Consider the following 20,852-nt stretch of genomic DNA (forward strand, 5'->3'; position numbering starts at 1 on the left):
GAGGTTCTTGTGCAAGGCTATCGCCCTCTACATAACATGTTGGATCGCGTCCCGTTGCTGCTAGCGCTGAGCTTATTGTTATGTGTGGTTGCCTGTGATCAAGCTAATGAAAATAATAAATTGGTTTGGAATAATCCTTATCCTATTGAACAAAGCCAACAGTCTATTTTATATAGTGCTTTTTCTGAACAACCTAAGCATTTGGATCCTGCGCGTTCTTACTCTGCTGATGAATACACCTTTATCGCACAAATTTATGAACCGCCTTTACAGTATCATTATTTATTGCGGCCTTATCGTTTAACCACGTTAACCGCGACTAATTTGCCCGAGATTCGTTATTATAATTCACGTAATCTTGAAGTGCCGATGACGAGTACTGACATCGCTTATAGCGAGTATGTAATTCACATCCAGCCCAATATTTATTATCAGCCGCATCCCGCATTTGCGCGTGATGCGCAAGGCAATTTTTTATATCACGCATTAGATGCAGCAACCATTAAGAATATTTATACCTTAGATGACTTTGCGCAACACGGAACCCGCGAATTAACGGCTGAAGATTATGTTTACCAAATTAAACGTTTAGCCGATCCTGCTTTGCAATCGCCGATTGCGGGTCTAATGAGTGAATACATTGTTGGCTTTGATGAATATGCAAAACATGCTCTGCAAATTAACGATACGGTTGAACGTCATCAATTGGCGATGGCGGGGGTGGAGATCTTAGATAAGTATCGTTATCGGATTCGAATAAAAGGAGTCTACGCGCAATTTAAATATTGGTTGGCGATGAGCTTTTTTGCGCCTATGCCGTGGGAAGCGGAAAAGTTATACGCGCAAGCCGGCATGAATGAGCGCAATATTAATTTGGACTGGTATCCAGTAGGAACGGGCGCATTTATGTTGGCGGAAAATAATCCCAATAAACGGATGCGTTTGGTTAAAAATCCGCACTTTCATGCAGAGATTTATCCAGCGGCAGGTGAAGCACAAGATCTAGCGTTGGGTTTGTTAGCCGATGCGGGTAAACCTATGCCTTTTATTGAACAAGCTATTTTTACCTTGGAAAAAGAAAATATTCCGTACTGGAGTAAATTTTTACAAGGGTACTTTGATTCTTCGGGAATCAAGTCCGATAGTTTTGATCAAGCCATTAGTTTTCAAAATGGTGAAGCAGGCTTGTCGGATGAAATGCGTGCTCAAGATATTCAATTATCAACTTCAGTTGAAAGCAGTATTATTTATTTTGGATTTAATATGTTAGATCCAGTTGTCGGCGGTTACAGCGAACGCGCACGTTTATTACGCCAAGCTATTTCAATTGCGATTGATGTGGAAGAATATATTTCCATTTTTCGTAATGGCCGAGGCGTCGCCGCCCAAAGCCCACTTCCTCCCGGTGTGTTTGGTTATCAGGAAGGCATCGCGGGGATTAATCCGTATGTTTATGATGCGCCTAGTGATAACGCATCTTTCGAAAAAACTGAGCTAGTGCCGCAACGAAAATCCATTGAGTATGCAAAAACATTAATGAAAAAAGCGGGATATGCGCAAGGCGTAGATCCAAAAACAGGACAAGCTTTATTGTTGTATTTTGATACGCTGCAATCTGGGCCTGACGCAAAAGCTTTTCTGGGTTGGCTACGTAAACAATATGCAAAAATTGGTATTGATTTGGTTATTCGTAATACCGATTACAATCGCTTCCAAGATAAAATGCACAAAGGCAGCGCGCAGTTTTTTATGTGGGGTTGGAATGCAGATTATCCTGACCCAGAGAATTTTTTCTTTTTATTATACGGGCCGCACTCAAAAGTCTTACACAAAGGTGAAAATGCCGCGAATTATCAAAACCCACAGTTTGATCGTTTGTTTGAACAGATGAAATCTATGCCGGACAATACGGCAAGAGCCGTCGTTATTTCGCAGATGAATTCATTAGTGCAGCGCGACGCGCCCTGGGTTTTTGGTTTATATCCTAAAAGTTTTGTGCTTTATCATGATTGGTTATCTAATGTGAAACCCAATCTCATGGCAAATAACACACTCAAATATAAACGTATTGATGCAGCTCGGAGACTAGAGAAAAGAACGCAATGGAACGGCGCACGAATTTGGCCTTTAAGTTTATTGTTAGCAGCGTTGATTTTATTTATATTACCAGTAGTGTGGTTATATAAACGTCAGCAACGGAGCGCGATTTTATGATGACTTACATTTTGCGTCGTTTACTTTACGCTATTCCTATTTTGATTACAGTGAATTTACTGACGTTTTTATTGTTTTTTGTAGTTAACACGCCGGATGATATGGCGCGTGTGTTTTTAGGCGATAAGCGCATTACTGCCGAACAAATCAGTAATTGGAAACACGAACGGGGTTATGATTTGCCATTGTTTTTAAATACTGAAGCGATTGGTTTTAATAAAATAAGCCAAACGATTTTCGCGCAAAAAGCCTTGCCTTTATTCGTATTTGATTTTGGTCGATCGGATAGTGGTCGTGATATCGCTTATGATATTCGACAGCGCATGTGGCCTAGTTTAGCAATCGCACTCCCGACTTTATTGTTAGGTTTGGCAGTAACCATAACCTTGGCATTGTTGTTTGTGTTTTTTAGACAAAGTTATGTAGATTATTGGGGCATGGTTATTTGTGTGTTGCTGATGTCTATTTCGAGTTTGTTTTATATTATTGCCGGTCAGTTTATATTCGCTAAAGTATTGCATCTAGTGCCAGTCTCGGGTTTTGGTGACGGTTTGCAAGCGTGGAATTTTGTTATTTTGCCGGTGGTAGTGGGTGTGATTGGCGGCATTGGCGGCGGCGTGCGGTGGTACCGAACTTTATTTATTGAAGAAATGGACAAAGATTATGTGCGCACTGCGTTTGCAAAAGGTTTGCCTGCGTGGCGAGTCATGTTTTCGCATATTTTGCCCAATGGCATGATTCCTATATTGACAGGCGTAGTCGTAATTTTGCCAACATTGTTTATGGGTAGTTTATTAATCGAATCATTTTTTGGTATTCCAGGTTTAGGCAGTTATACGATCGACGCTATTCAAATGCAGGATTTTGCGATTGTTCGTTCCATGGTATTTCTAGGCGCTGTTTTATATGTCATGGGCTTATTGTTAACCGATATTTCTTACACCTTGGTTGATCCTCGTGTGCGTTTGCAGTAAACGAGTGTAAACATGGTTATTTTAATAACAGATGCGTTAGTGTTTTTCTTATTAAGCGTAACGGCGGTGCTGGCTGTCTACGTCAGCGGTAAACGTCATTTACGTGAATCGTTTCGCCGTGTATTACAAAGTAAAACCGCGTTAGCCAGCGGTACTTTGTTGTTAGCCTATTTATTAATTGGTACCTTGGATTGTATTCATTTCCGTGCGACCCAAAGCGACACTCAGTCATCGGCAGATATTGTCAGTGTCTTAGATGTGGTGTTGTCGCCGCTGCGTCATAGTGATGAAAAAACCTTTTCAGCACCTTTGTCTATTTATAGTTTTGCGAAAGAAAGTCTGTCAAATGACAAGGGTCAAGTTATCCGTGATTACCCGCGTTTATTGAACGCAGGTAAACATCTTGCTGATCCCGCGCGCTATAAAAATGATATAACGCAGCGGGCGGTATTGGGTGTGTTGTGGGGATTGTTATGTTGGAGTGTTTTATTGGCTGCGATCTTGAGTATTAATAAATTATGTGGCTGGCAATATAATAACATCAAAAAAATATTAAATAGCCAGAGCGATATTCCTTGGCATGTAATTTTATATGTAGTGTTAATTTTGTTTTTAGTGATTGCGGTCGTCGTTAATTTCGTTCCGCAATATCATGTGTTCGGCACTGATCAAGTAGGGGAAGATGTATTATACCAATGCCTTAAAAGTATTCGTACGGGTTTGGTAATCGGCACCGTGACTACATTGATTATGCTGCCTATCTCTTTGCTGTTCGGAATCGCGGCGGGTTATTTTGGCGGATGGATAGATGATCTTGTGCAGTTTATTTATACCACATTGAATTCTATTCCTGGCGTGCTGTTGATTGCTTCAATGGTATTAGTCATGCAAACCTATATGGCTAACCATGCAGAGAGTTTTGATAATTTATTAATACGCGCTGATGTGCGCTTAGTGGCGTTGTGTTTCATTTTAGGTATAACCAGCTGGACGGGCTTGTGTCGATTGTTGCGCGCTGAAACCTTGAAAGTGCGCGAAATGGATTATGTGATTGCCGCACGTGTTAGCGGTGTTGCTCATTTTAAAATTCTATTGAAACATATTTTACCGAACGTCATGCATATCGTATTAATCGCGGTAGTTTTAGATTTTAGTGGCTTAGTGCTGGCAGAAGCGGTGTTGTCTTATATTCAAATTGGCGTTGAGCCTAGTACTTACAGTTGGGGCAATATGATTAATAGTGCGCGCTTGGAAATGGCGCGTGAGCCGGTTGTCTGGTGGTCATTAACTGCGGCTTTTGTTTCAATACTGGGATTAGTGCTCAGCGCGAATTTATTTGCTGATGTAGTACGCGACGCTTTAGATCCGCGTACGCGTCGTGGACGAGTGTAATATGCCGCAGTCGATATTAAGTATTGAAGCGTTAAGCGTACATTTTTCTAACAGCGTCGTTGTTGATGAAGTCAGTTTAAATATTAATCCAGGTGAAACCTTAGCCTTAGTGGGCGAATCTGGTAGTGGAAAATCCGTGACTGCCCTGGCTATTTTGCAATTGCTGCCACGCACTGCAACGATTTCGCAAGGCCGCATTTTATTGTCAGGTAATGATTTGTTACGCACACCCGCGCGAGATGTGCAAAAAATTCGTGGCCGTAAAATCGGTATGATCTTTCAAGAGCCCATGACAGCTTTGAATCCGATCATGACGGTTGCGCAGCAATTCAATGAAGTATTAAGTTTGTCGGCGCACCCCAAAAAATCAATTCGTGCTACCGGTTTAGCAATTTTAGCGTCGGTTGAATTAGCGGATCCTGCCCGTGTGTGGGAAAGTTATCCGCATCAATTATCCGGTGGTATGCGGCAGCGCGTTATGATTGCTTTAGTGTTAGCCGCTAAGCCTGCTCTGATTATTGCCGATGAGCCTACTACCGCGTTAGATGTGACTGTGCAAGCACAAATTTTAGCGTTGTTGAAAAATTTGCAAAGCCAAACCGGCACCGCCATGTTGTTTGTTACGCATGATTTAGGTTTGGTTGGCGAAATGGCGGATCATGTTGCCGTAATGAAAGCAGGGCGCATCGTTGAGCAAGCGGATTGCAAAACATTTTTTGCACAGCCGCAGCATGAATATTCTCGGCGATTATTTGAAGTTTTGCCTGCGGCTAATAAACGAGGCTATTCTTTAGTTGATCATTCCTTGTTGCCACTTAATCAAAATAGCCACAAAAATAATTCTGATAAATCATCAGAATTATTGCGACTGCAAGATATAAAAGTGCATTTCCCGATTCGACGAGGTTTATTTAAAAAAGTTGTTGATGTAGTCAAAGCGGTCGATGGTGTCGATTTGGTGTTACACAAACAAGAAACCTTGGCCCTAGTGGGTGAGTCAGGCAGTGGTAAAACTACATTAGCGAAAGCGCTATTGCAGTTATATCCGATTAGTAGCGGTGAGATATTTTTAAAGGGTCAAAATTTACAGACTATGTCGCGGGCACAGCGTCAACAGTCTCGGCATGTGATGCAAATAGTATTTCAAGATCCTTATTCAGCGATGAATCCGCGTTTGCAAGTAGAAGATATTGTAGCTGAAACGCTGTTGGCGAAATGTGCCGCTTTACGCATTAAGCGTCCGGCGCAATGGCAACAGCAAGTACGCGCAGTCTTAGATCAAGTAGGATTACCACAAGATGCGGCTTATCGTTACCCTCATGAGTTCTCAGGCGGACAGCGTCAACGTATTGCCATTGCGCGTGCATTAATTGTAAAGCCGGAGCTATTGATTTTAGATGAGCCTACCAGCGCCCTAGATGTTTCAGTGCAAGCGCAAATCTTGGTGTTATTGCAACAATTACAAGTCGAGTATGGTTTAAGTTATTTATTAATTACGCACAATATGTCGGTAGTGTCGTATATGGCGCATCGAGTGGTTGTTATGCGTCAAGGTAAATTGATTGAGCAGGGTGAAGTAAAACAAGTGCTGGAACAGCCTCGTAGCGGATATACGCAAGCATTATTAAAAGCCGTGCCCGCTTTGTATCGTCAGTCGAATGTTGATTCTAAATAAATATTAGCTTAATAAGCGCTGCAAAATATTTTGATAAATCAGCGTTAATTGTTCGAGTTCAGCAATTGAAGTGCGTTCATCAATTTTATGAATGGTATCGTTGACTGGACCTAATTCAATAACTTGTGCGCCCGTGGGTGCAATGAAGCGACCATCTGAGGTGCCGCCAGATGTTGATAATAATGTGTCGATGCCGAGGATATCTTGAATCGCAGCACGCGTAGCGGCCACTAATTCTTTTTCAGGCGTTAAAAAAGGGTGGCCAGACAAATGCCACTGCAAATTATATTGCAAACCTTGTTCAGTTAATAAATCCACAACGGTTTGTTTTAATTTTTCTGCGGTGGTCTCGGTAGAAAAACGAAAATTAAATAATAGCGTTAATTCCCCGGGTATTACATTGTTAGCGCCAGTACCTGCATTGATATTAGAAATCTGAAAACTGGTGGCTGGAAAATATTGATTACCTTTGTCCCATTCTTGAACGCAAATGACGCGTAAAAACTCACTCGCGCGATGAATAGGATTGTCCGCTAATTGTGGATATGCAATATGACCTTGTTGACCAATGATGCGCAACGTGCCAGATAATGAACCGCGTCTGCCATTTTTAATGGTGTCGCCTAATTGTTGACTGCTAGAAGGTTCGCCTACTAAGCACCAATCAATTTTTTCGCCGCGCTGACTTAATGTTTCAATTACTTTGACAGTGCCATTAGTGGCGTCACCTTCTTCATCGCCAGTGATTAAAAAACCAATCGAGCCTTTAAGAAGCGGTTTTGTTTTTAAAAATTGTTCGGTTGCAACAATCATGGCGGCTAAACTACCTTTCATATCAGCAGCGCCACGACCATATAAATAGCCATCACGGACTTCAGGTTTAAAAGGTGCAGATTGCCATGCTTGTTCAGGCCCGGTGGGCACCACATCAGTATGTCCAGCAAATGCAAACAGTGGCCCGCTGTTACCTAAACGCGCCCAAAAATTTTCTACATTGCCAAAGCGCAGTGACTCAATGTTAAAACCGAGTGCGCGTAAACGCTGGATCATAATGTTTTGACAGCCGTGATCCATAGGCGTCACAGAAGCAATTTCCATAAGGGTTTGAGTTAATTTTAAAACGTCGCTCATGCGGTACCTGTTTTTGGAATATCGTCAATATGATGATGGAGTGTTTGAATCAGTTGAGCTGATACCGGTGTGTCATGGATAGCGCGATTGGTGGCATCGCTCAAAATAAAAATATTTTCTGCGCGTTCACCGACGGTACTGATTTTGGCATTATGCACGCGAATATTACAATCCAAAAATGCTTGACCGATTAATGCCAATAAACCAGGGCGATCTAAGGTAATAATTTCCAACAAGCTATACGCTAATTCTGGCGCGGGTTCTGTTGTTATGCGTGTGGGGGTATTAAACTGACGTAATTGGCGCGATAAGGGTTTGCGAATGGCTTTAGGTGTTTGGCGCGGATCTTTAATTGATGCACTTAATGCTTTTTGTATTTCTTGAATGCGATGTTGATCTCTGACCGGTTGGTTATCATTATCGAGAACCATATAAGTGTCTAAGGTGTAACCATTACGCGAGCTAATAATGCGGGCATCAACAATATTTAAACCTAAGCGACTCAACACTAAAGTGCTGATAGCAAAAAAACCATCATTTTCTTGTGCGTAAATAAAGATAGGCGTAGTGCCACGGGTCGCGTGAGGATTGATGAGTACTAAAGGTAATTGATCGTGGTTGGCTTCTAAAATAGCCCGTGTATGCCAAGCAATTTCTTCGGCATTGTGACGTAGAAAATAATCATCGCCAAATTCTTTCCACACACGTAAGCAGGCTGAGCGGGGTATTTCTATTGCTTCGAGTAGCTCAGCTGCGCCATCTTGGCGTTCAGTCACACGTTCGGCGATATCAATGGGTTTGGCTTGGCCGTGTCGGAATACATACTTTGAGCGTAAATAGAGTTCCATTAATAAACGATCACGCCAGCTAGTCCAAAGTTCTGGGTTGGTTGCGGTGATGTCGGCAACGGTAAGTAAATACAGATAATTCAAGGTACGTTGATCGCCCACTTTTTCGGCAAATTCTAAAATGATATCAGGGTCGCTAATGTCTTTGCGTTGCGCGGTCATCGACATTAATAAATGATTGCGAACTAACCACTGCACAATTCGTGAATTGTCTTTGCTAATGCCATGTCTTAAGCAAAATTCTTTGGCGTCATCTGCGCCTAATTCAGAATGATCACCGCCACGACCTTTAGCAATATCATGAAAGAGTGCGGCTACATATAAAACTTCAGGAGCATCCAAGGTTTTGAAAATAGTTTGTAATTGTGGATGATGTTCTGGCGAAGGCGGTATTGCAAAGCTGCGAGCATTTTTTAATACATTGAGCGTATGTTCATCGACGGTGTAAATGTGAAACAAATCGAATTGCATGCGGCCTGTGATATGTGAGAAGGCCGGCAGATACGCAGCCAGCACGCCGTAACGATTCATTCGACTTAATTCGTGGCTGACGCCATGCGGCTCTTTTAAAATGGCCATGAATAATGCGCAATGTTCCGCTTGTTCGCGAAAAGCATCGTCGATTAAATATAAATGTTCTCGCACCAAACGAATACTGGCGGCACGGACACCTTTTAGTTGCCGGTTTTGTTCCATCAATAAAAATAATTCGAGCAAAGCTGACGGTGTTTCGCGAAACACGGCGGCGCTACTGACTTCTAAGTAGCCGTTGACTGTTTGAAAACGTTCGTTAATAGGAATTACGCTGTTATTTTTATCAGTAAATTCAATTTTTTCTTGCAAGAGCTGCAGTAACATTTCATTGAGACGCGCTAATTCGGTGACGGTTCGAAAGTAGTGCTGCATGAATTGTTCAACAGCCAGATTATTATTGTTGTCGCTATAGCCTAATTGATTGGCAAGCTGACGTTGCATATCCATTAATAAACGATCTTCACGACGTTTGCTAAGACGGTGCAACAAAAAACGAATACGCCATAATAATTCACGACCTTGTAATAGCGAATTCAGTTCTGTTTGAGTTAAAAAGCCTAAAGCAGTTAATGCTTGTAAAGAGTTGGCGTCAAAATAGCGTTTAGCTACCCACGCAATGGTTTGAATGTCGCGCAGACCACCCGGGCCTTCTTTGATATTGGGTTCGAGTTTGTAAGCGGTATCGCCGAATTTTTGATGGCGCTGTTGCTGTTCATTTAATTTAGCGAAAAAAAATTCTTCTTTCGACCAAATATGACTTTCGCTCGTGGCCTGTTGCATGTTTTGGTAGAGCGTTTGATTGCCAATTAATAAACGCGACTCTAATAAATTAGTTAACACCGTCACATCGCGTGAGGCTTCTTCGCTGCACTGTTGGGGCGTGCGCACACTGTGGCCAATGTCTAAACCTAAATTCCATAATTGAGTAACATATTGTTCGATCGCGGTTTGCCAATTTATTAATTCATCGGGTTCTACCAAAATCGCAATATCAATATCAGAATGCGGATGTAATTCGCTGCGGCCGTAACCACCGACTGCAATCAGTGCCAGTTTGTCGGTGTTGCCGATAATGCTGTGCCAGAGCGCAATTAATACCTCATCGAGCTGTTGTGCGCGCAGGTGGACTAATGCTTCGATAGGTTCGCCATTGCTGAGCGCCGTCGTTAATTGTTCGAGTTGCGCGTTTAATAGCGGTTGATATTCTTTGGCGGTCTTCATTGCAGATCGGTTTCTTCGCTGCGGCGAGTGAGGATTTCTGCGCCAGTTTCAGTCACTAAAATAGTATGTTCCCATTGCGCGGAAAGGCTGTGATCTTTAGTGACCACCGTCCATTCATCTGCGAGCAATTTGATATGGCGTTTACCGGCATTCACCATCGGTTCAATGGTGAAGGTCATGCCAGCTTGCAAGGCGAGTCCCGTACCGGGTTTGCCGTAATGTAAAACCTGAGGCTCTTCGTGGAATATGCGGCCAATGCCGTGACCACAAAATTCTCGAACGATGGAAAAATGTTGCTGTTCTGCGTGCGTTTGAATGGCAAAACCAATATCACCTAAGGTTGCCCCCGGTTTGACTTGAGCAATTCCCAATAACAATGCTTCGCGCGTCACGCGAGCTAAACGTTCCGCTTGCACAGACGGTTTACCCACAAAAAACATTTTACTGGTGTCGCCATGAAAACCGTCTTTGATGACGGTGATGTCGATATTAATAATATCGCCGTTTTTCAACTGCTTAGGCCCGGGAATACCGTGACAAATTTGATGATTGACCGACGTGCAAATGGATTTTGGAAACGCTGGGCCGCCGCTAGCGTGGCGATAGTTTAAAGGTGCGGGAATAGCGTTTTGCACCTCCACTATATATTGGTGACAAATCCTATCCAATTCTTCCGTGCTAGTCCCGGCCTGCACATAGGGGCCGATCATTTCTAAGACTTCACCCGCCAGACGGCCAGCAACCCGCATTTTTTCTATATCGTCGGCATTTTTGATGGTAATGGTCATAAGCAGGGTCGTCATTTCAGGAAGGGGCAAAAAAACAGGCAGGCACTATACCAGAAATGTTTTTAATCCGACTCTCTGCCGATTCGGCCGACAAAGACAGGTTGACCTAGCGTCTGCATGGCGGTGCGGTGGCGGAGGTTGGGCAGATGTGATATAAAGCGCGCCGCTAAGACCGGTTTTACGCTGTTGAGCAGGCCACTTAGCAAATTCGCACGCGCATCGACACAGTTAATCGGGTGCTTGTTGGCCGTAAAGCCAGTGAGTGATTAGTTGGGATGTGCGGAGGCCTAACCCATGGGACATTACACATTAATATGTCTCAGTAGCAGGAGTAAATCGCAATGGCAAATGTCAGTATGCGCGAAATGTTAGAAGCGGGCGTCCATTTTGGTCACCAAACCCGTTATTGGAATCCAAAGATGGGTCCTTATATCTTCGGGGCTCGTAACAAAATCCACATCATCAATCTTGAAAAAACCGTTCCTTTATTTAGCGACGCGCTGAATTTTATTTCGCGTATGGCAGCTAAAAATGGCACTGTTTTATTCGTCGGCACGAAGCGCGCCGCGCGCGATGCCGTTAAAGAACATGCTGAACGTTGTGGCATGCCTTACGTTAATCATCGTTGGTTAGGTGGCATGTTGACTAACTTCAACACTATTCGCCAATCAATTAAGCGTTTGAAAGAATTAGAAGTCATGTTTGAAGATGGTTCTATTGACCGCGTGAATAAAAAAGAAGGTTTAGTAATGCGCCGCGAAGCGGAAAAACTTGAGCGCAGCTTAGGTGGCATTAAAAATATGGAACGTCTGCCCGACGTCCTGTTCATTATTGACGTGGGTTTTGAAAAAATTGCAGTACGTGAAGCAACTACCTTAGGTATTCCAGTCGTAGCGATTGTTGATACTAACAACTCTGTTGAAGGTGTTGATTATGTTATTCCGGGTAATGACGACGCCATTCGTGCTATTCAGTTATACAGCACCGCAATTGCCGATGGTGTATTAGACGGTCGTAGCAGCGCACAATTACCGGCAAAACGTGTAGTCGTTGAAGCCGCTGAAGCGAAGCCGCGCAACCACGCACCGAAAAAGAAAGCACCTGCTAAACAAGCCACAGTGAAAAAGAAAGTCACGGGCCGTAAAGCGGGTGAAGATGCAGAGACTGTAAGCGATGACGCGGCGGAAGCCCCAATAAGCGCAACAGATTCACAGGTTTGATTAACGAGGTAATGTGATGCAAATTTCAGCCACAATGGTGAAAGAACTGCGCGAACGCACTGGCGCAGGCATGATGGAATGCAAAAAAGCGTTGACCGAAAACAATGGCGATATGGAAGTAGCGATTGAATGGATGCGCAAACAAGGTATGGCTAAAGCCGATAAAAAAGCAGGTCGTATTGCAGCCGAAGGTATTATTGCTACTGCGATGGATGCTTCTGGTAAAACAGCAGTATTAGTTGAAGTGAATTGTGAAACTGACTTTGTTGGTAAAGGTGATGATTTCATCGCGTTTGCAAATAAAGTAGCACAATTGATTTGCAGTAAAAAGCCGGCGGATTTAGATGCGTTATTAGCGTTAACCTTAGATGGCGCCACGATTGAAGATGTACGTCGTGCACTGATTGCTAAGATTGGTGAGAATATCCAAGTGCGACGTTTTGTTTGTTTACAAAGCCAAGGCACTTTGATTGGTCAATATTCACACGGCGGCCGCATCGGTGTATTAGTGGACTTAAAAGGTGGCGATCAAGGTTTAGCTAAAGACTTAGCCATGCATGTTGCAGCGAGTCGTCCTGTTTGTGTATCTGAAACCGGTGTGCCGAAAGAAGCATTGGATAAAGAACGTGAAATTTTAATCGCGCAAGCACAAGACAGTGGCAAAGCTCACGACATTATTGAAAAAATGGTCGAAGGTCGTTTGAAAAAATATCTTGCTGAAATTACGTTAGTGGGTCAGCCGTTTGTTAAAGATCCTGATCAAATTGTCAGCAAGTTATTAAAAACGGCGAATGCAGAAGTATTATCGTTCTATCGTTTAGAAGTAGGCGAAGGTATCGAAAAGCAAGAAGATAACTTTGTGCAAGAAGTCATGGCACAGGTTAAAGCCAGTTAACCTGCTGGCGATACTCAACAAGACGCGGCATTTATGCCGCGTCTTTGTATCTGAGTTTGGTTTTTTGCGACAACACAGCCGTCGGAGTAGCACGAATGACAAATAAAAAATTGGCGTATCCGCGCATCCTTCTTAAACTTAGCGGCGAAGCCTTGATGGGTGAATACAGCTACGGTATTGATCCGAAAGTGATTGGTCGTATTGCATTAGATATTCGTCAACTGATTGAAGATGGTGTGCAAGTGGCCGTGGTGATTGGCGGTGGTAATATTTTTCGCGGCGCAGGTTTAGCCGAAGCCGGTATGGATCGCGTGACGGGCGATCATATGGGTATGTTGGCTACCGTCATTAACAGTTTGGCGTTACAAGATGCTTTAGAACGCGTCGACATTTATTGTCGTGTTATGTCAGCGATTAAAATCAATCAAGTGTGCGAAGACTATATTCGCCGTCGTGCCATTCGGCATTTAGAAAAAGGTCGCGTGGTAGTATTTGCGGCCGGCACGGGCAATCCCTTTTTTACGACTGACTCGGCTGCAAGTTTGCGCGCAGTAGAAATCACCGCTGACTTAATGTTGAAAGCCACTAAAGTGGATGGCGTGTACGATTCTGATCCAATGAAAAATCCGAATGCTAAGCGTTATTCACGTTTAACGTATGATGAAGCTTTGAATGCGAAACTCGGTGTAATGGATGCGACTGCGGTGGTAATGTGTCGCGACTATCGCATGCCTATTCGGGTGTTTAATATGGGCCGCCCCGGTGATTTATTGCGCGTAGTGCGCGGTGAAGACGTGGGTACGCTGGTAAGTGATTAGTTATTATTGTAGAGGTATATTTTGTGATTGCAGATCTTAAAAAAAATGCTGAACAAAGAATGCGCAAAAGTGTAGAAGCATTAGCGCAAGAATTATCCCGTTTGCGTACGGGTCGTGCGCATCCCAGTTTATTAGAACCTATTGAAGTTGATTATTACGGCAACAAAACGCCGTTAAAACAAGTTGCTAATGTTACCGTTGAAGATGCGCGGACTTTATTAGTAACGCCGTGGGATAAATCCATGATCGGCGCAATTGAAAAAGCAATTTTGGTAGCTGACTTAGGTTTGAATCCGGTTACAGCGGGTCTGGTTATGCGTATTCCGATGCCACCATTAACGGAATCACGCCGTAAAGAAATGGTGAAGATGGTGAAGCATGAAGGTGAAAATGCCAAAGTCGCTATTCGTAATATTCGTCGTGATGCTAACAATGATTTAAAAGAAGCATTAAAAGCTAAATCAATCACTGAAGACGATGATCGCCGTGGTCAAGATGATATTCAAAAACTGACGGATAAACTCATCGGTGAAGTTGATGCGGTGTTAGCGAAAAAAGAACAAGAGCTCATGGAAGTTTAAGAGCGATTGCGGCCGCATCAATGACAGGCGATACCGATCATTCTGTAATAGCTTCTCCCCGACATGTTGCAATCATCATGGACGGTAATGGACGCTGGGCTAAGCGCAAAGGTTTGCCGCGTAATGCGGGCCATAAATATGGTGTTGATGCTGTTAAACACGTGATGCAAGCGTGTGGCAAACATCAAGTCGAATATCTCACCTTATTTGCTTTCAGCAGTGAAAACTGGCGCCGACCTATAACGGAAGTCACGTTATTGATGGAGTTATTTTTAGTGACTTTGTCGCGTGAACTCAAAGGCCTGCAAGAAAATAATGTATGCATACGCTTTATTGGTGATTGCGCCGCATTTGACGCCAAGTTACAAAAACAAATGCAAGATGCAAGTCTCTCCACCCAAAACAATACCGGTTTAAAACTTAATATCGCCGTTAACTACGGCGGTCGTTGGGATATTACACAAGCGGTGCAAACCGTTATTAAGCAAGTGCAAGCCGGTAAATTATCCATTGATGAAATATCGGAACAAACACTCGCGTCTTACATGAGTTTGGCCGATCAACCAGAACCGGATTTATTGATTCGTACCAGTGGCGAATCACGAACCAGTAATTTTCTTATTTGGCAATGCGCGTATACAGAGATTTATTTTACGGATACTTTGTGGCCAGACTTTGATGAAGCCGCATTTAGTACTGCGTTGCAATGGTATGCGCAACGGGAACGACGCTTTGGTAAAACCTCCGAACAGTTACAACCAGAACAGGTAAAACATGCTTAAGCAACGTGTGATTACCGGATTAATTTTGGCTGCCTTATTTCTCGGTGTGATTTTTGGTTTATATACTGCGCAAGTACGCTGGGTGTTTGCGTTGGTAGTCGTGTTAGGTGCTTATGAATGGGCGCGTTTAGCAGGATTTTCGCGCAGACCTATTCGAATTGCTTATAGCGTTCTTATGTTTATTTGTATGTACTTTAGTTATTCGGTTTTTGTACCTGCATATGGTTTGCAACCTATTTTTATTATTGCCAGTATGTTTTGGCTATTCGCGCTGATTTGGATCGTCACGTATCAAACTCAAGTTAGGGTTATTAGATTAAATGCTGTATTTAAACTGCTAATGGGTTTGTTCGTATTAATTCCTGCTTGGTTTGCTTTAGTGTTTTTGCATAGTCAGTCTTTAAATAATGAAGCCCGGGGCGTTTTATTATTTATTATTTTGCTGGCGGTAGCGTTGGCGGATGTTGGCGCTTATTTCGCGGGCCGCGCATTTGGTAAACATAAATTAGCCAGTAAAGTCAGTCCAGGCAAAACCTGGGAAGGTTTGTTGGGTGGCGTCTTAACATCCATTATTGTTTTGCTAATAGCCGCTTATAGTTTGCAATTAAACTCAAGATTGTTAATTTTATTTGTAATCAGCGGTGCGGTCGCCACGCTTATTTCCATTCCTGGAGATTTATTAGAAAGTTTATTAAAGCGTGAAGCAGGTGTTAAAGATAGCGGCACTTTATTGCCAGGTCATGGCGGTATTTTGGATCGCATTGATAGCATCACGGCCGCAGCGCCGGTGTTTGCATGTTTGTATTGTCTATGGGCGCCTTTAATATGAAAGATGCCTCGTCAAAACGGCGCGTTACGATTTTAGGTTCCACCGGTACCATCGGCGCAAATACTTTAGATGTTTTAGCACAGCATCCAGACAAATTTATAGTTCATGCTTTAACCGCGCATAAAGACGTCGAAAAATTATTCGCGCAATGTCAGCGTTATCAACCTCGTTATGCGGTGATGGTTGATGTCGTCGCTGCCGAAAAACTCAGCACTTTATTGCAAACGGCGAATTTGCCAAATATTCAAGTGTTAGCGGGCGCACAAGGTTTAATTGACGTAGCAGCAGACGCGCAAACTGATGATGTGATGGCCGCCATTGTCGGGGCAGCGGGTTTATTGCCGACCTTAGCCGCAGCCAATGCCGGTAAGAAAATTTTATTGGCGAATAAAGAAGCCTTGGTGATGTCGGGTGCGTTATTTATGCAAGCCGTGCAAAAACATGGCGCGACTTTATTGCCGATTGATTCAGAGCATAATGCTATTTTTCAATGTTTGCCGATTAATGATAGCCGTTCCTTAATAGAGCGGGGCGTGCAACGAATTTGGTTAACCGCATCGGGTGGTCCGTTTCGTGAAACGCCGATAGAACAATTGGCAAACGTTACGCCTGAGCAAGCGTGTAAACATCCTAATTGGCGGATGGGACAAAAAATTTCCGTTGATTCAGCAACGATGATGAATAAAGGTTTGGAATTAATCGAAGCTTGTTGGTTGTTTGATATTGCGCCGGATTTTGTGGAAGTCGTGATTCATCCGCAAAGCATTGTGCATTCTTTGGTTTCTTATAGTGATGGTTCGGTGTTGGCGCAAATGGGTAATCCCGATATGCGCACGCCGATTGCGCATGCATTGGCTTGGCCGGAACGAATGCGCGTAAGCGTTGAACCTCTTGATCTTTTTAAGGTCGCAGTATTGGATTTTAAGCGTCCGGATATTACACGTTTCCCGTGCTTACAATTAGCAACAGACGCCGCTAAACAAGGTGGTACGGCCAGCACAATTTTAAATGCAGCGAATGAAATCGCGGTGGAAGCTTTTTTGAATAAACAGATTCGTTATACAGACATCGCCACTATTGTTGATAGCGTATTAAATAAGCTGCCGAGCCAAATAGTAAGCGATATTCCGACGGTATTAGCCGTTGATGAAGAAGCTCGTGCATTTGCACGGCAAATGATTAAACCCTCTTTCACACAGGTGTGCGCATCGTAATGGGTATTGTCATCACTATATTATGGTTTTTATTGGCTATTAGCATTTTAGTAGTCGTGCACGAGTTTGGACATTTTTGGGTTGCGCGTAGTTTAGGCGTGAAAGTGCTGCGTTTTGCAATTGGTTTTGGTAAACCTTTGTATCGTTGGCAACCGCAGGGCAGTGAAACCGAATACGTGATTGCAGCGTTGCCTTTAGGTGGTTATGTGCGCATGTTAGGCGAAGGCGCGGCTAACGATGACAGTGCAGAGCCAATACCCGCAGAAGAAAAGCATCGTGCGTTTAATCATAAACCATTATGGGTGCGCAGCTTAATTGTTTTAGCTGGCCCCGTGTTTAGTTTAACGCTAGCGATTCCTTTATTCGTTGTTATGTTTATGCTCGGTACCGATACCTTAAGACCAATTGTCGGAGACGTTATTGTTGATTCGCCTGCTGCCAGAGCAGGGTTTATAACGGGTGATGAAATCATTGCAATCAATGATAAAACCACACCTAGTTGGCCCGATATTAATATGGCGATCTTAGAAGAAAATTTAGACAGTGATCAATTAAACATACAAGTTAAAACGGCTCAAGGTGAGTTAATAACGCATCATCTAACGATTACTGATAATTTATTAGCACAAGAAGATATTGACGTACTCAAAATACTCGGCATTAAAGTACGCGTGCCACCTGTACCCGCAGTATTAGAAGAAGTTCCTCAAGATCAACCGGCGCATAAGGCAGGATTGCAAGCAGGTGATCGTTTGTTATTGGTTGATGATGTTGCCATCAAAGATTGGCAAGATTGGCAGCGTTATGTGGCGGAGCGACCGAATCAAACGGTTGTCGTGACGTATGAACGAAATGGCGTACAACAAATTACTAAATTACATTTAGGCCAACATCCAGAACAAAAAGATAAAGGTTATTCCGGTACTCGGCCGGCGATGCCTAAAGATTACGATAATGCTTTTACGCTAGTGCAGTATGGTTTCGGAGAATCTGCGCTTAAAAGTGTGCAGCGCACGTACGATTATAGTTTGCTAACGTTGCGCATGATGGGTCGTTTAGTCACGGGACAAGCGTCCATTAAACATATTAGTGGGCCAGTGAGTATTGCCGATTACGCTGGGCAATCTGCAAAAATGGGTTTGGTATATTTTTTAAACTTTCTTGCAGTAGTGACGATTGGTTTAGGTGTATTAAATTTGTTACCGATCCCTGTGTTAGACGGTGGTCATTTATTACTTTATGCGATTGAAGCAGTGAAAGGTTCACCCGTTCCGGAGAAAGTTTTAATCGTTGGTCAAAACATCGGTGTTTTTTTGTTGGCGATTCTGATGATCGTCGCGTTACATAATGATATTACTCGGTTATTTTTTAAATGAAAATATTAATGCGTTGTAGTGTGTTGTTGGTTTTGTGGTTGGCTTCAATAGAAGCATATGCTGCGTTTGTTATCAAAGATATTGAATTAGTGGGCGCGCAGCGAGTAACGCTAGCCACTGTCATTAGTTATTTGCCCGTTAAAGTCGGCGAACGTTTAGATGATGTAGAAACGCGAGAAATCTTACGTGCGTTATATAAAACCGGTTTTTTTAAAGATGTAAGCTTGGCCGTTCGCGATAATGTTTTGGTTATTTCGGTAGTAGAACGTTCGGCGATTGCCGAAGTAAATATTGATGGTAACAGCAAAGTAAAAGATGAAGACATTACTAAGGCTTTTGACAATGTAGGCCTGTCTCGTGGACAGATGTTTAATGAGCAAATATTGGATGCAGTGCAGCAAGAATTACAGCGTCTTTATTATAGCATTGGTCGTTATAGCGTAAAAATGGAAACCACGGTCACTAATTTGCCGCGCAATCGAGTCAAAATTGATATCAAAATCCGCGAAGGTTTGTCGGCAGAAATCCGCCAAATTAATATAGTCGGCAATAAAGCATTTGATGACGAGGAATTGCTGGATCATTTCGAGTCAGGTATTCCGGCTTGGTGGGCAGTATTTTCTAGCAAAGATGAATATGCAAAAACAAAATTACGCGGCGATTTAGAATTATTGCGTTCTTATTATATGGATAGAGGTTATGTTAATTTTGACATCGACTCTACACAAGTCACCATTGGGGCTGACCGAAAAGATATTTATGTGACCGTCAATATTGTTGAAGGTGATTTGTATCGCATTCGTGAATTAAAACTTTCCGGAAAAACCATTGTTCCAGAGTCAGAGTTAAAAACCATTATTGATTTTTATCTTAAACCCGGCGATCCCTTTTCGCGTAAACAAGTCACTCGGATTAACGAAGAAATTAACCGGCGCTTAGGCAATGATGGCTATGCCTTTTCACAAGTTAATATTAAAACTGATTTAGATGAAAAAACGCATGAAATAGATCTGACCTTTATTGTGGATCCTGGCAAGCGTGTCTATGTGCGACACATTACTTTTGAAGGCAATGCAAAAACCTTGGACGGTGTTTATCGGCGGGAATTACGTCAAACAGAAAGTAGTTGGTATGCGGCGGATAGTGTAGAGCGCTCAAAAATTCGTTTACAACGTTTAAGTTATGTAGAAGAAGTTGAGATAGAGCGCGAGCCAGTAGCCGGCACCGATGATCAAATGGATTTAAAGCTCAATATTAAAGAACGTTTGGCGGGTAGCTTCACCATTGGCGCGGGTTTTTCAGGTGATGATGGTCTCGCCTTTAATATGGGGTTGCAGCAAGGCAATTGGTTTGGTCGCGGGAATTCGTTTGGAATTAGCGTAAACGTAAGCGATGTAATTGATAATTATAGTATCAATTATACAAATCCTTATTTTACCGAAGACGGTGTATCTGCGAGTTATAATGCATTTTATCGAGCGGTTGATACTGACGGCACCACATTGTCGGAATATCTAGTTGATACTCAAGGTTTTGGTGTGACGTTTGGTTTTCCGGTAACGGAATATATGCGTTTTGGTGCAGGTTTTTCATACAATAAAACTAAAATAACACCAACCTATGTTGATCAGTGCAGTAGTTATGATAGTGCAAATGTTTGTACTCAATATTCGCAAGTGGCGCTTACTAGCCAAGAAGTGCTTGATTTTATTGATCCAGTTACGGGTTATGGTGATTTGTATAATGAATATTTGATTAATTTGAGCTTGTCGTATGACACGCGTAACCGCACCATTTTTCCTGATAAAGGTAAACTGCAAGTGCTGAGTTATGAGTTAGCGACTCCGATCTCGGATTTGGAATATTTCAAATTAGATTACCGCGCGGAATATTATTGGCCCATGTTTGCAAAAACTGTTTTATTGTTGAAATACAGTTTTTCGTATGGCGATGGTCGGCATGACTTAAAAGAACTACCTTTCTATGAAAAATATACCGCCGGTGGCATCCGTTCCGTACGCGGTTATGAATCACGCAGCTTAGGGCCGGTTGATAGCAGAGGGAATGCTTATGGCGGGGACTTTAAACCTTTAGGCACAGTTGAATATATATTGCCGCCACCCGGTGAATCAGCAGCAGCACGCATCAGTTTGTTTTATGATACCGGCTATGTATATCCCGACGCGAAAGAATTTGAGACTGAGGAGTTACATACTTCTTGGGGCGTAACAGCGCGTTGGTTAACCCCGATGGGCGCGTTGATTTTTAGTTACGCAGTGCCGCTTCAATATTTAGATAATGATGATATAGAGCGGTTTCAATTTACGATCGGTGGTTCTTTCTAATTTTAACAAAACACA

General features: G+C 42.9%; 16 protein-coding genes. 13 read left to right on the top strand and 3 right to left on the bottom strand.

Annotated elements, in window-relative coordinates; genetic code table 11:
• The first annotated feature begins 36 nt into the window (after window positions 1-36).
• The 4 genes from H0W44_07780 to H0W44_07795 are packed head-to-tail and all read left to right on the top strand — an operon-like array spanning window position 37 to window position 6,255.
• The gene (locus tag H0W44_07780; protein ID MBA3582329.1) at window positions 37-2,214 is read left to right on the top strand and encodes an ABC transporter substrate-binding protein; all 2,178 of its coding nucleotides are present in this window, start codon (window positions 37-39) and stop codon (window positions 2,212-2,214) included.
• The gene (locus H0W44_07785; GenBank protein MBA3582330.1) at window positions 2,211-3,188 is read left to right on the top strand and encodes an ABC transporter permease; all 978 of its coding nucleotides are present in this window, start codon (window positions 2,211-2,213) and stop codon (window positions 3,186-3,188) included. Before H0W44_07780 ends, H0W44_07785 begins: the two co-directional genes overlap by 4 nt.
• A 12-nt stretch (window positions 3,189-3,200) precedes the next feature.
• Entirely contained in the window at window positions 3,201-4,580 is a 1,380-nt protein-coding gene (locus H0W44_07790; protein MBA3582331.1) for an ABC transporter permease, read from the top strand.
• A 1-nt stretch (window position 4,581) separates the two neighbouring features.
• Window positions 4,582-6,255 (top strand): ABC transporter ATP-binding protein, encoded by a 1,674-nt coding sequence (locus tag H0W44_07795; GenBank protein MBA3582332.1) that lies wholly within the window; start codon window positions 4,582-4,584, stop codon window positions 6,253-6,255.
• A 3-nt stretch (window positions 6,256-6,258) separates the two neighbouring features.
• Here the strand turns inward: H0W44_07795 and dapE are convergent, their stop codons facing one another.
• From dapE to map, 3 genes are read right to left on the bottom strand one after another with little or no spacing between them, the layout of a single operon-like run.
• On the bottom strand, window positions 6,259-7,386 hold the full coding sequence (gene dapE, locus H0W44_07800) for a succinyl-diaminopimelate desuccinylase (protein MBA3582333.1): 1,128 nt from the start codon (window positions 7,384-7,386) through the stop codon (window positions 6,259-6,261).
• Window positions 7,383-9,989, bottom strand: a complete 2,607-nt coding sequence (glnD, locus tag H0W44_07805) for a [protein-PII] uridylyltransferase (protein MBA3582334.1) — start codon at window positions 9,987-9,989, stop codon at window positions 7,383-7,385. Before glnD ends, dapE begins: the two co-directional genes overlap by 4 nt.
• Complete coding sequence (gene map, locus H0W44_07810; GenBank protein ID MBA3582335.1) at window positions 9,986-10,777, bottom strand: type I methionyl aminopeptidase; 792 nt, start codon at window positions 10,775-10,777, stop codon at window positions 9,986-9,988. The genes glnD and map overlap by 4 nt, the downstream gene beginning before the upstream one ends.
• Before the next feature lie 341 nt (window positions 10,778-11,118).
• On the opposite strand from map, the gene rpsB reads away from it, so the two are divergent.
• The 9 genes from rpsB to bamA all read left to right on the top strand — a co-directional run bounded on the left by rpsB (window position 11,119) and on the right by bamA (window position 20,837).
• Window positions 11,119-11,997 (top strand): 30S ribosomal protein S2, encoded by an 879-nt coding sequence (gene rpsB, locus H0W44_07815; GenBank protein MBA3582336.1) that lies wholly within the window; start codon window positions 11,119-11,121, stop codon window positions 11,995-11,997.
• Between the two features lie 16 nt (window positions 11,998-12,013).
• On the top strand, window positions 12,014-12,892 hold the full coding sequence (locus tag H0W44_07820; protein MBA3582337.1) for an elongation factor Ts: 879 nt from the start codon (window positions 12,014-12,016) through the stop codon (window positions 12,890-12,892).
• A 95-nt stretch (window positions 12,893-12,987) separates the two neighbouring features.
• Complete coding sequence (gene pyrH / locus H0W44_07825) at window positions 12,988-13,710, top strand: UMP kinase (GenBank protein ID MBA3582338.1); 723 nt, start codon at window positions 12,988-12,990, stop codon at window positions 13,708-13,710.
• A 23-nt stretch (window positions 13,711-13,733) separates the two neighbouring features.
• Window positions 13,734-14,291: a ribosome recycling factor gene (frr, locus tag H0W44_07830; protein MBA3582339.1), complete on the top strand. Its 558-nt coding sequence runs from the start codon at window positions 13,734-13,736 to the stop codon at window positions 14,289-14,291.
• Window positions 14,292-14,311: 20 nt separating this feature from the next.
• Window positions 14,312-15,073 carry an isoprenyl transferase gene (locus H0W44_07835; GenBank protein ID MBA3582340.1) on the top strand — a complete coding sequence of 254 codons (762 nt, stop codon included), beginning with the start codon at window positions 14,312-14,314 and terminating at the stop codon, window positions 15,071-15,073.
• On the top strand, window positions 15,066-15,902 hold the full coding sequence (locus tag H0W44_07840) for a phosphatidate cytidylyltransferase (protein ID MBA3582341.1): 837 nt from the start codon (window positions 15,066-15,068) through the stop codon (window positions 15,900-15,902). The genes H0W44_07835 and H0W44_07840 overlap by 8 nt, the downstream gene beginning before the upstream one ends.
• Window positions 15,899-17,116, top strand: coding sequence for a 1-deoxy-D-xylulose-5-phosphate reductoisomerase (locus H0W44_07845; GenBank protein MBA3582342.1), 1,218 nt, complete (start codon window positions 15,899-15,901; stop codon window positions 17,114-17,116). The genes H0W44_07840 and H0W44_07845 overlap by 4 nt, the downstream gene beginning before the upstream one ends.
• Window positions 17,116-18,492: an RIP metalloprotease RseP gene (gene rseP / locus H0W44_07850; protein ID MBA3582343.1), complete on the top strand. Its 1,377-nt coding sequence runs from the start codon at window positions 17,116-17,118 to the stop codon at window positions 18,490-18,492. Before H0W44_07845 ends, rseP begins: the two co-directional genes overlap by 1 nt.
• Entirely contained in the window at window positions 18,489-20,837 is a 2,349-nt protein-coding gene (gene bamA, locus H0W44_07855) for an outer membrane protein assembly factor BamA (GenBank protein ID MBA3582344.1), read from the top strand. Before rseP ends, bamA begins: the two co-directional genes overlap by 4 nt.
• Window positions 20,838-20,852: the final 15 nt, after the last annotated feature.

The organism is Gammaproteobacteria bacterium (assembly GCA_013817245.1).
In the GTDB taxonomy this organism is placed as follows: Bacteria; Pseudomonadota; Gammaproteobacteria; order HTCC5015; family HTCC5015; genus JACDDA01.

Coding starts and splice junctions, on each gene's coding strand:
- map (MBA3582335.1), bottom strand. CDS start 10,777: ATGACCATTACCATCAAAAATGCCGACGATATAGAAAAAATGCGGGTT.
- rseP (MBA3582343.1), top strand. CDS start 17,116: ATGGGTATTGTCATCACTATATTATGGTTTTTATTGGCTATTAGCATT.
- H0W44_07785 (MBA3582330.1), top strand. CDS start 2,211: ATGATGACTTACATTTTGCGTCGTTTACTTTACGCTATTCCTATTTTG.
- pyrH (MBA3582338.1), top strand. CDS start 12,988: ATGACAAATAAAAAATTGGCGTATCCGCGCATCCTTCTTAAACTTAGC.
- bamA (MBA3582344.1), top strand. CDS start 18,489: ATGAAAATATTAATGCGTTGTAGTGTGTTGTTGGTTTTGTGGTTGGCT.
- glnD (MBA3582334.1), bottom strand. CDS start 9,989: ATGAAGACCGCCAAAGAATATCAACCGCTATTAAACGCGCAACTCGAA.
- H0W44_07845 (MBA3582342.1), top strand. CDS start 15,899: ATGAAAGATGCCTCGTCAAAACGGCGCGTTACGATTTTAGGTTCCACC.
- rpsB (MBA3582336.1), top strand. CDS start 11,119: ATGGCAAATGTCAGTATGCGCGAAATGTTAGAAGCGGGCGTCCATTTT.
- dapE (MBA3582333.1), bottom strand. CDS start 7,386: ATGAGCGACGTTTTAAAATTAACTCAAACCCTTATGGAAATTGCTTCT.
- H0W44_07835 (MBA3582340.1), top strand. CDS start 14,312: ATGACAGGCGATACCGATCATTCTGTAATAGCTTCTCCCCGACATGTT.
- H0W44_07840 (MBA3582341.1), top strand. CDS start 15,066: ATGCTTAAGCAACGTGTGATTACCGGATTAATTTTGGCTGCCTTATTT.
- H0W44_07795 (MBA3582332.1), top strand. CDS start 4,582: ATGCCGCAGTCGATATTAAGTATTGAAGCGTTAAGCGTACATTTTTCT.
- H0W44_07780 (MBA3582329.1), top strand. CDS start 37: ATGTTGGATCGCGTCCCGTTGCTGCTAGCGCTGAGCTTATTGTTATGT.
- H0W44_07820 (MBA3582337.1), top strand. CDS start 12,014: ATGCAAATTTCAGCCACAATGGTGAAAGAACTGCGCGAACGCACTGGC.
- H0W44_07790 (MBA3582331.1), top strand. CDS start 3,201: ATGGTTATTTTAATAACAGATGCGTTAGTGTTTTTCTTATTAAGCGTA.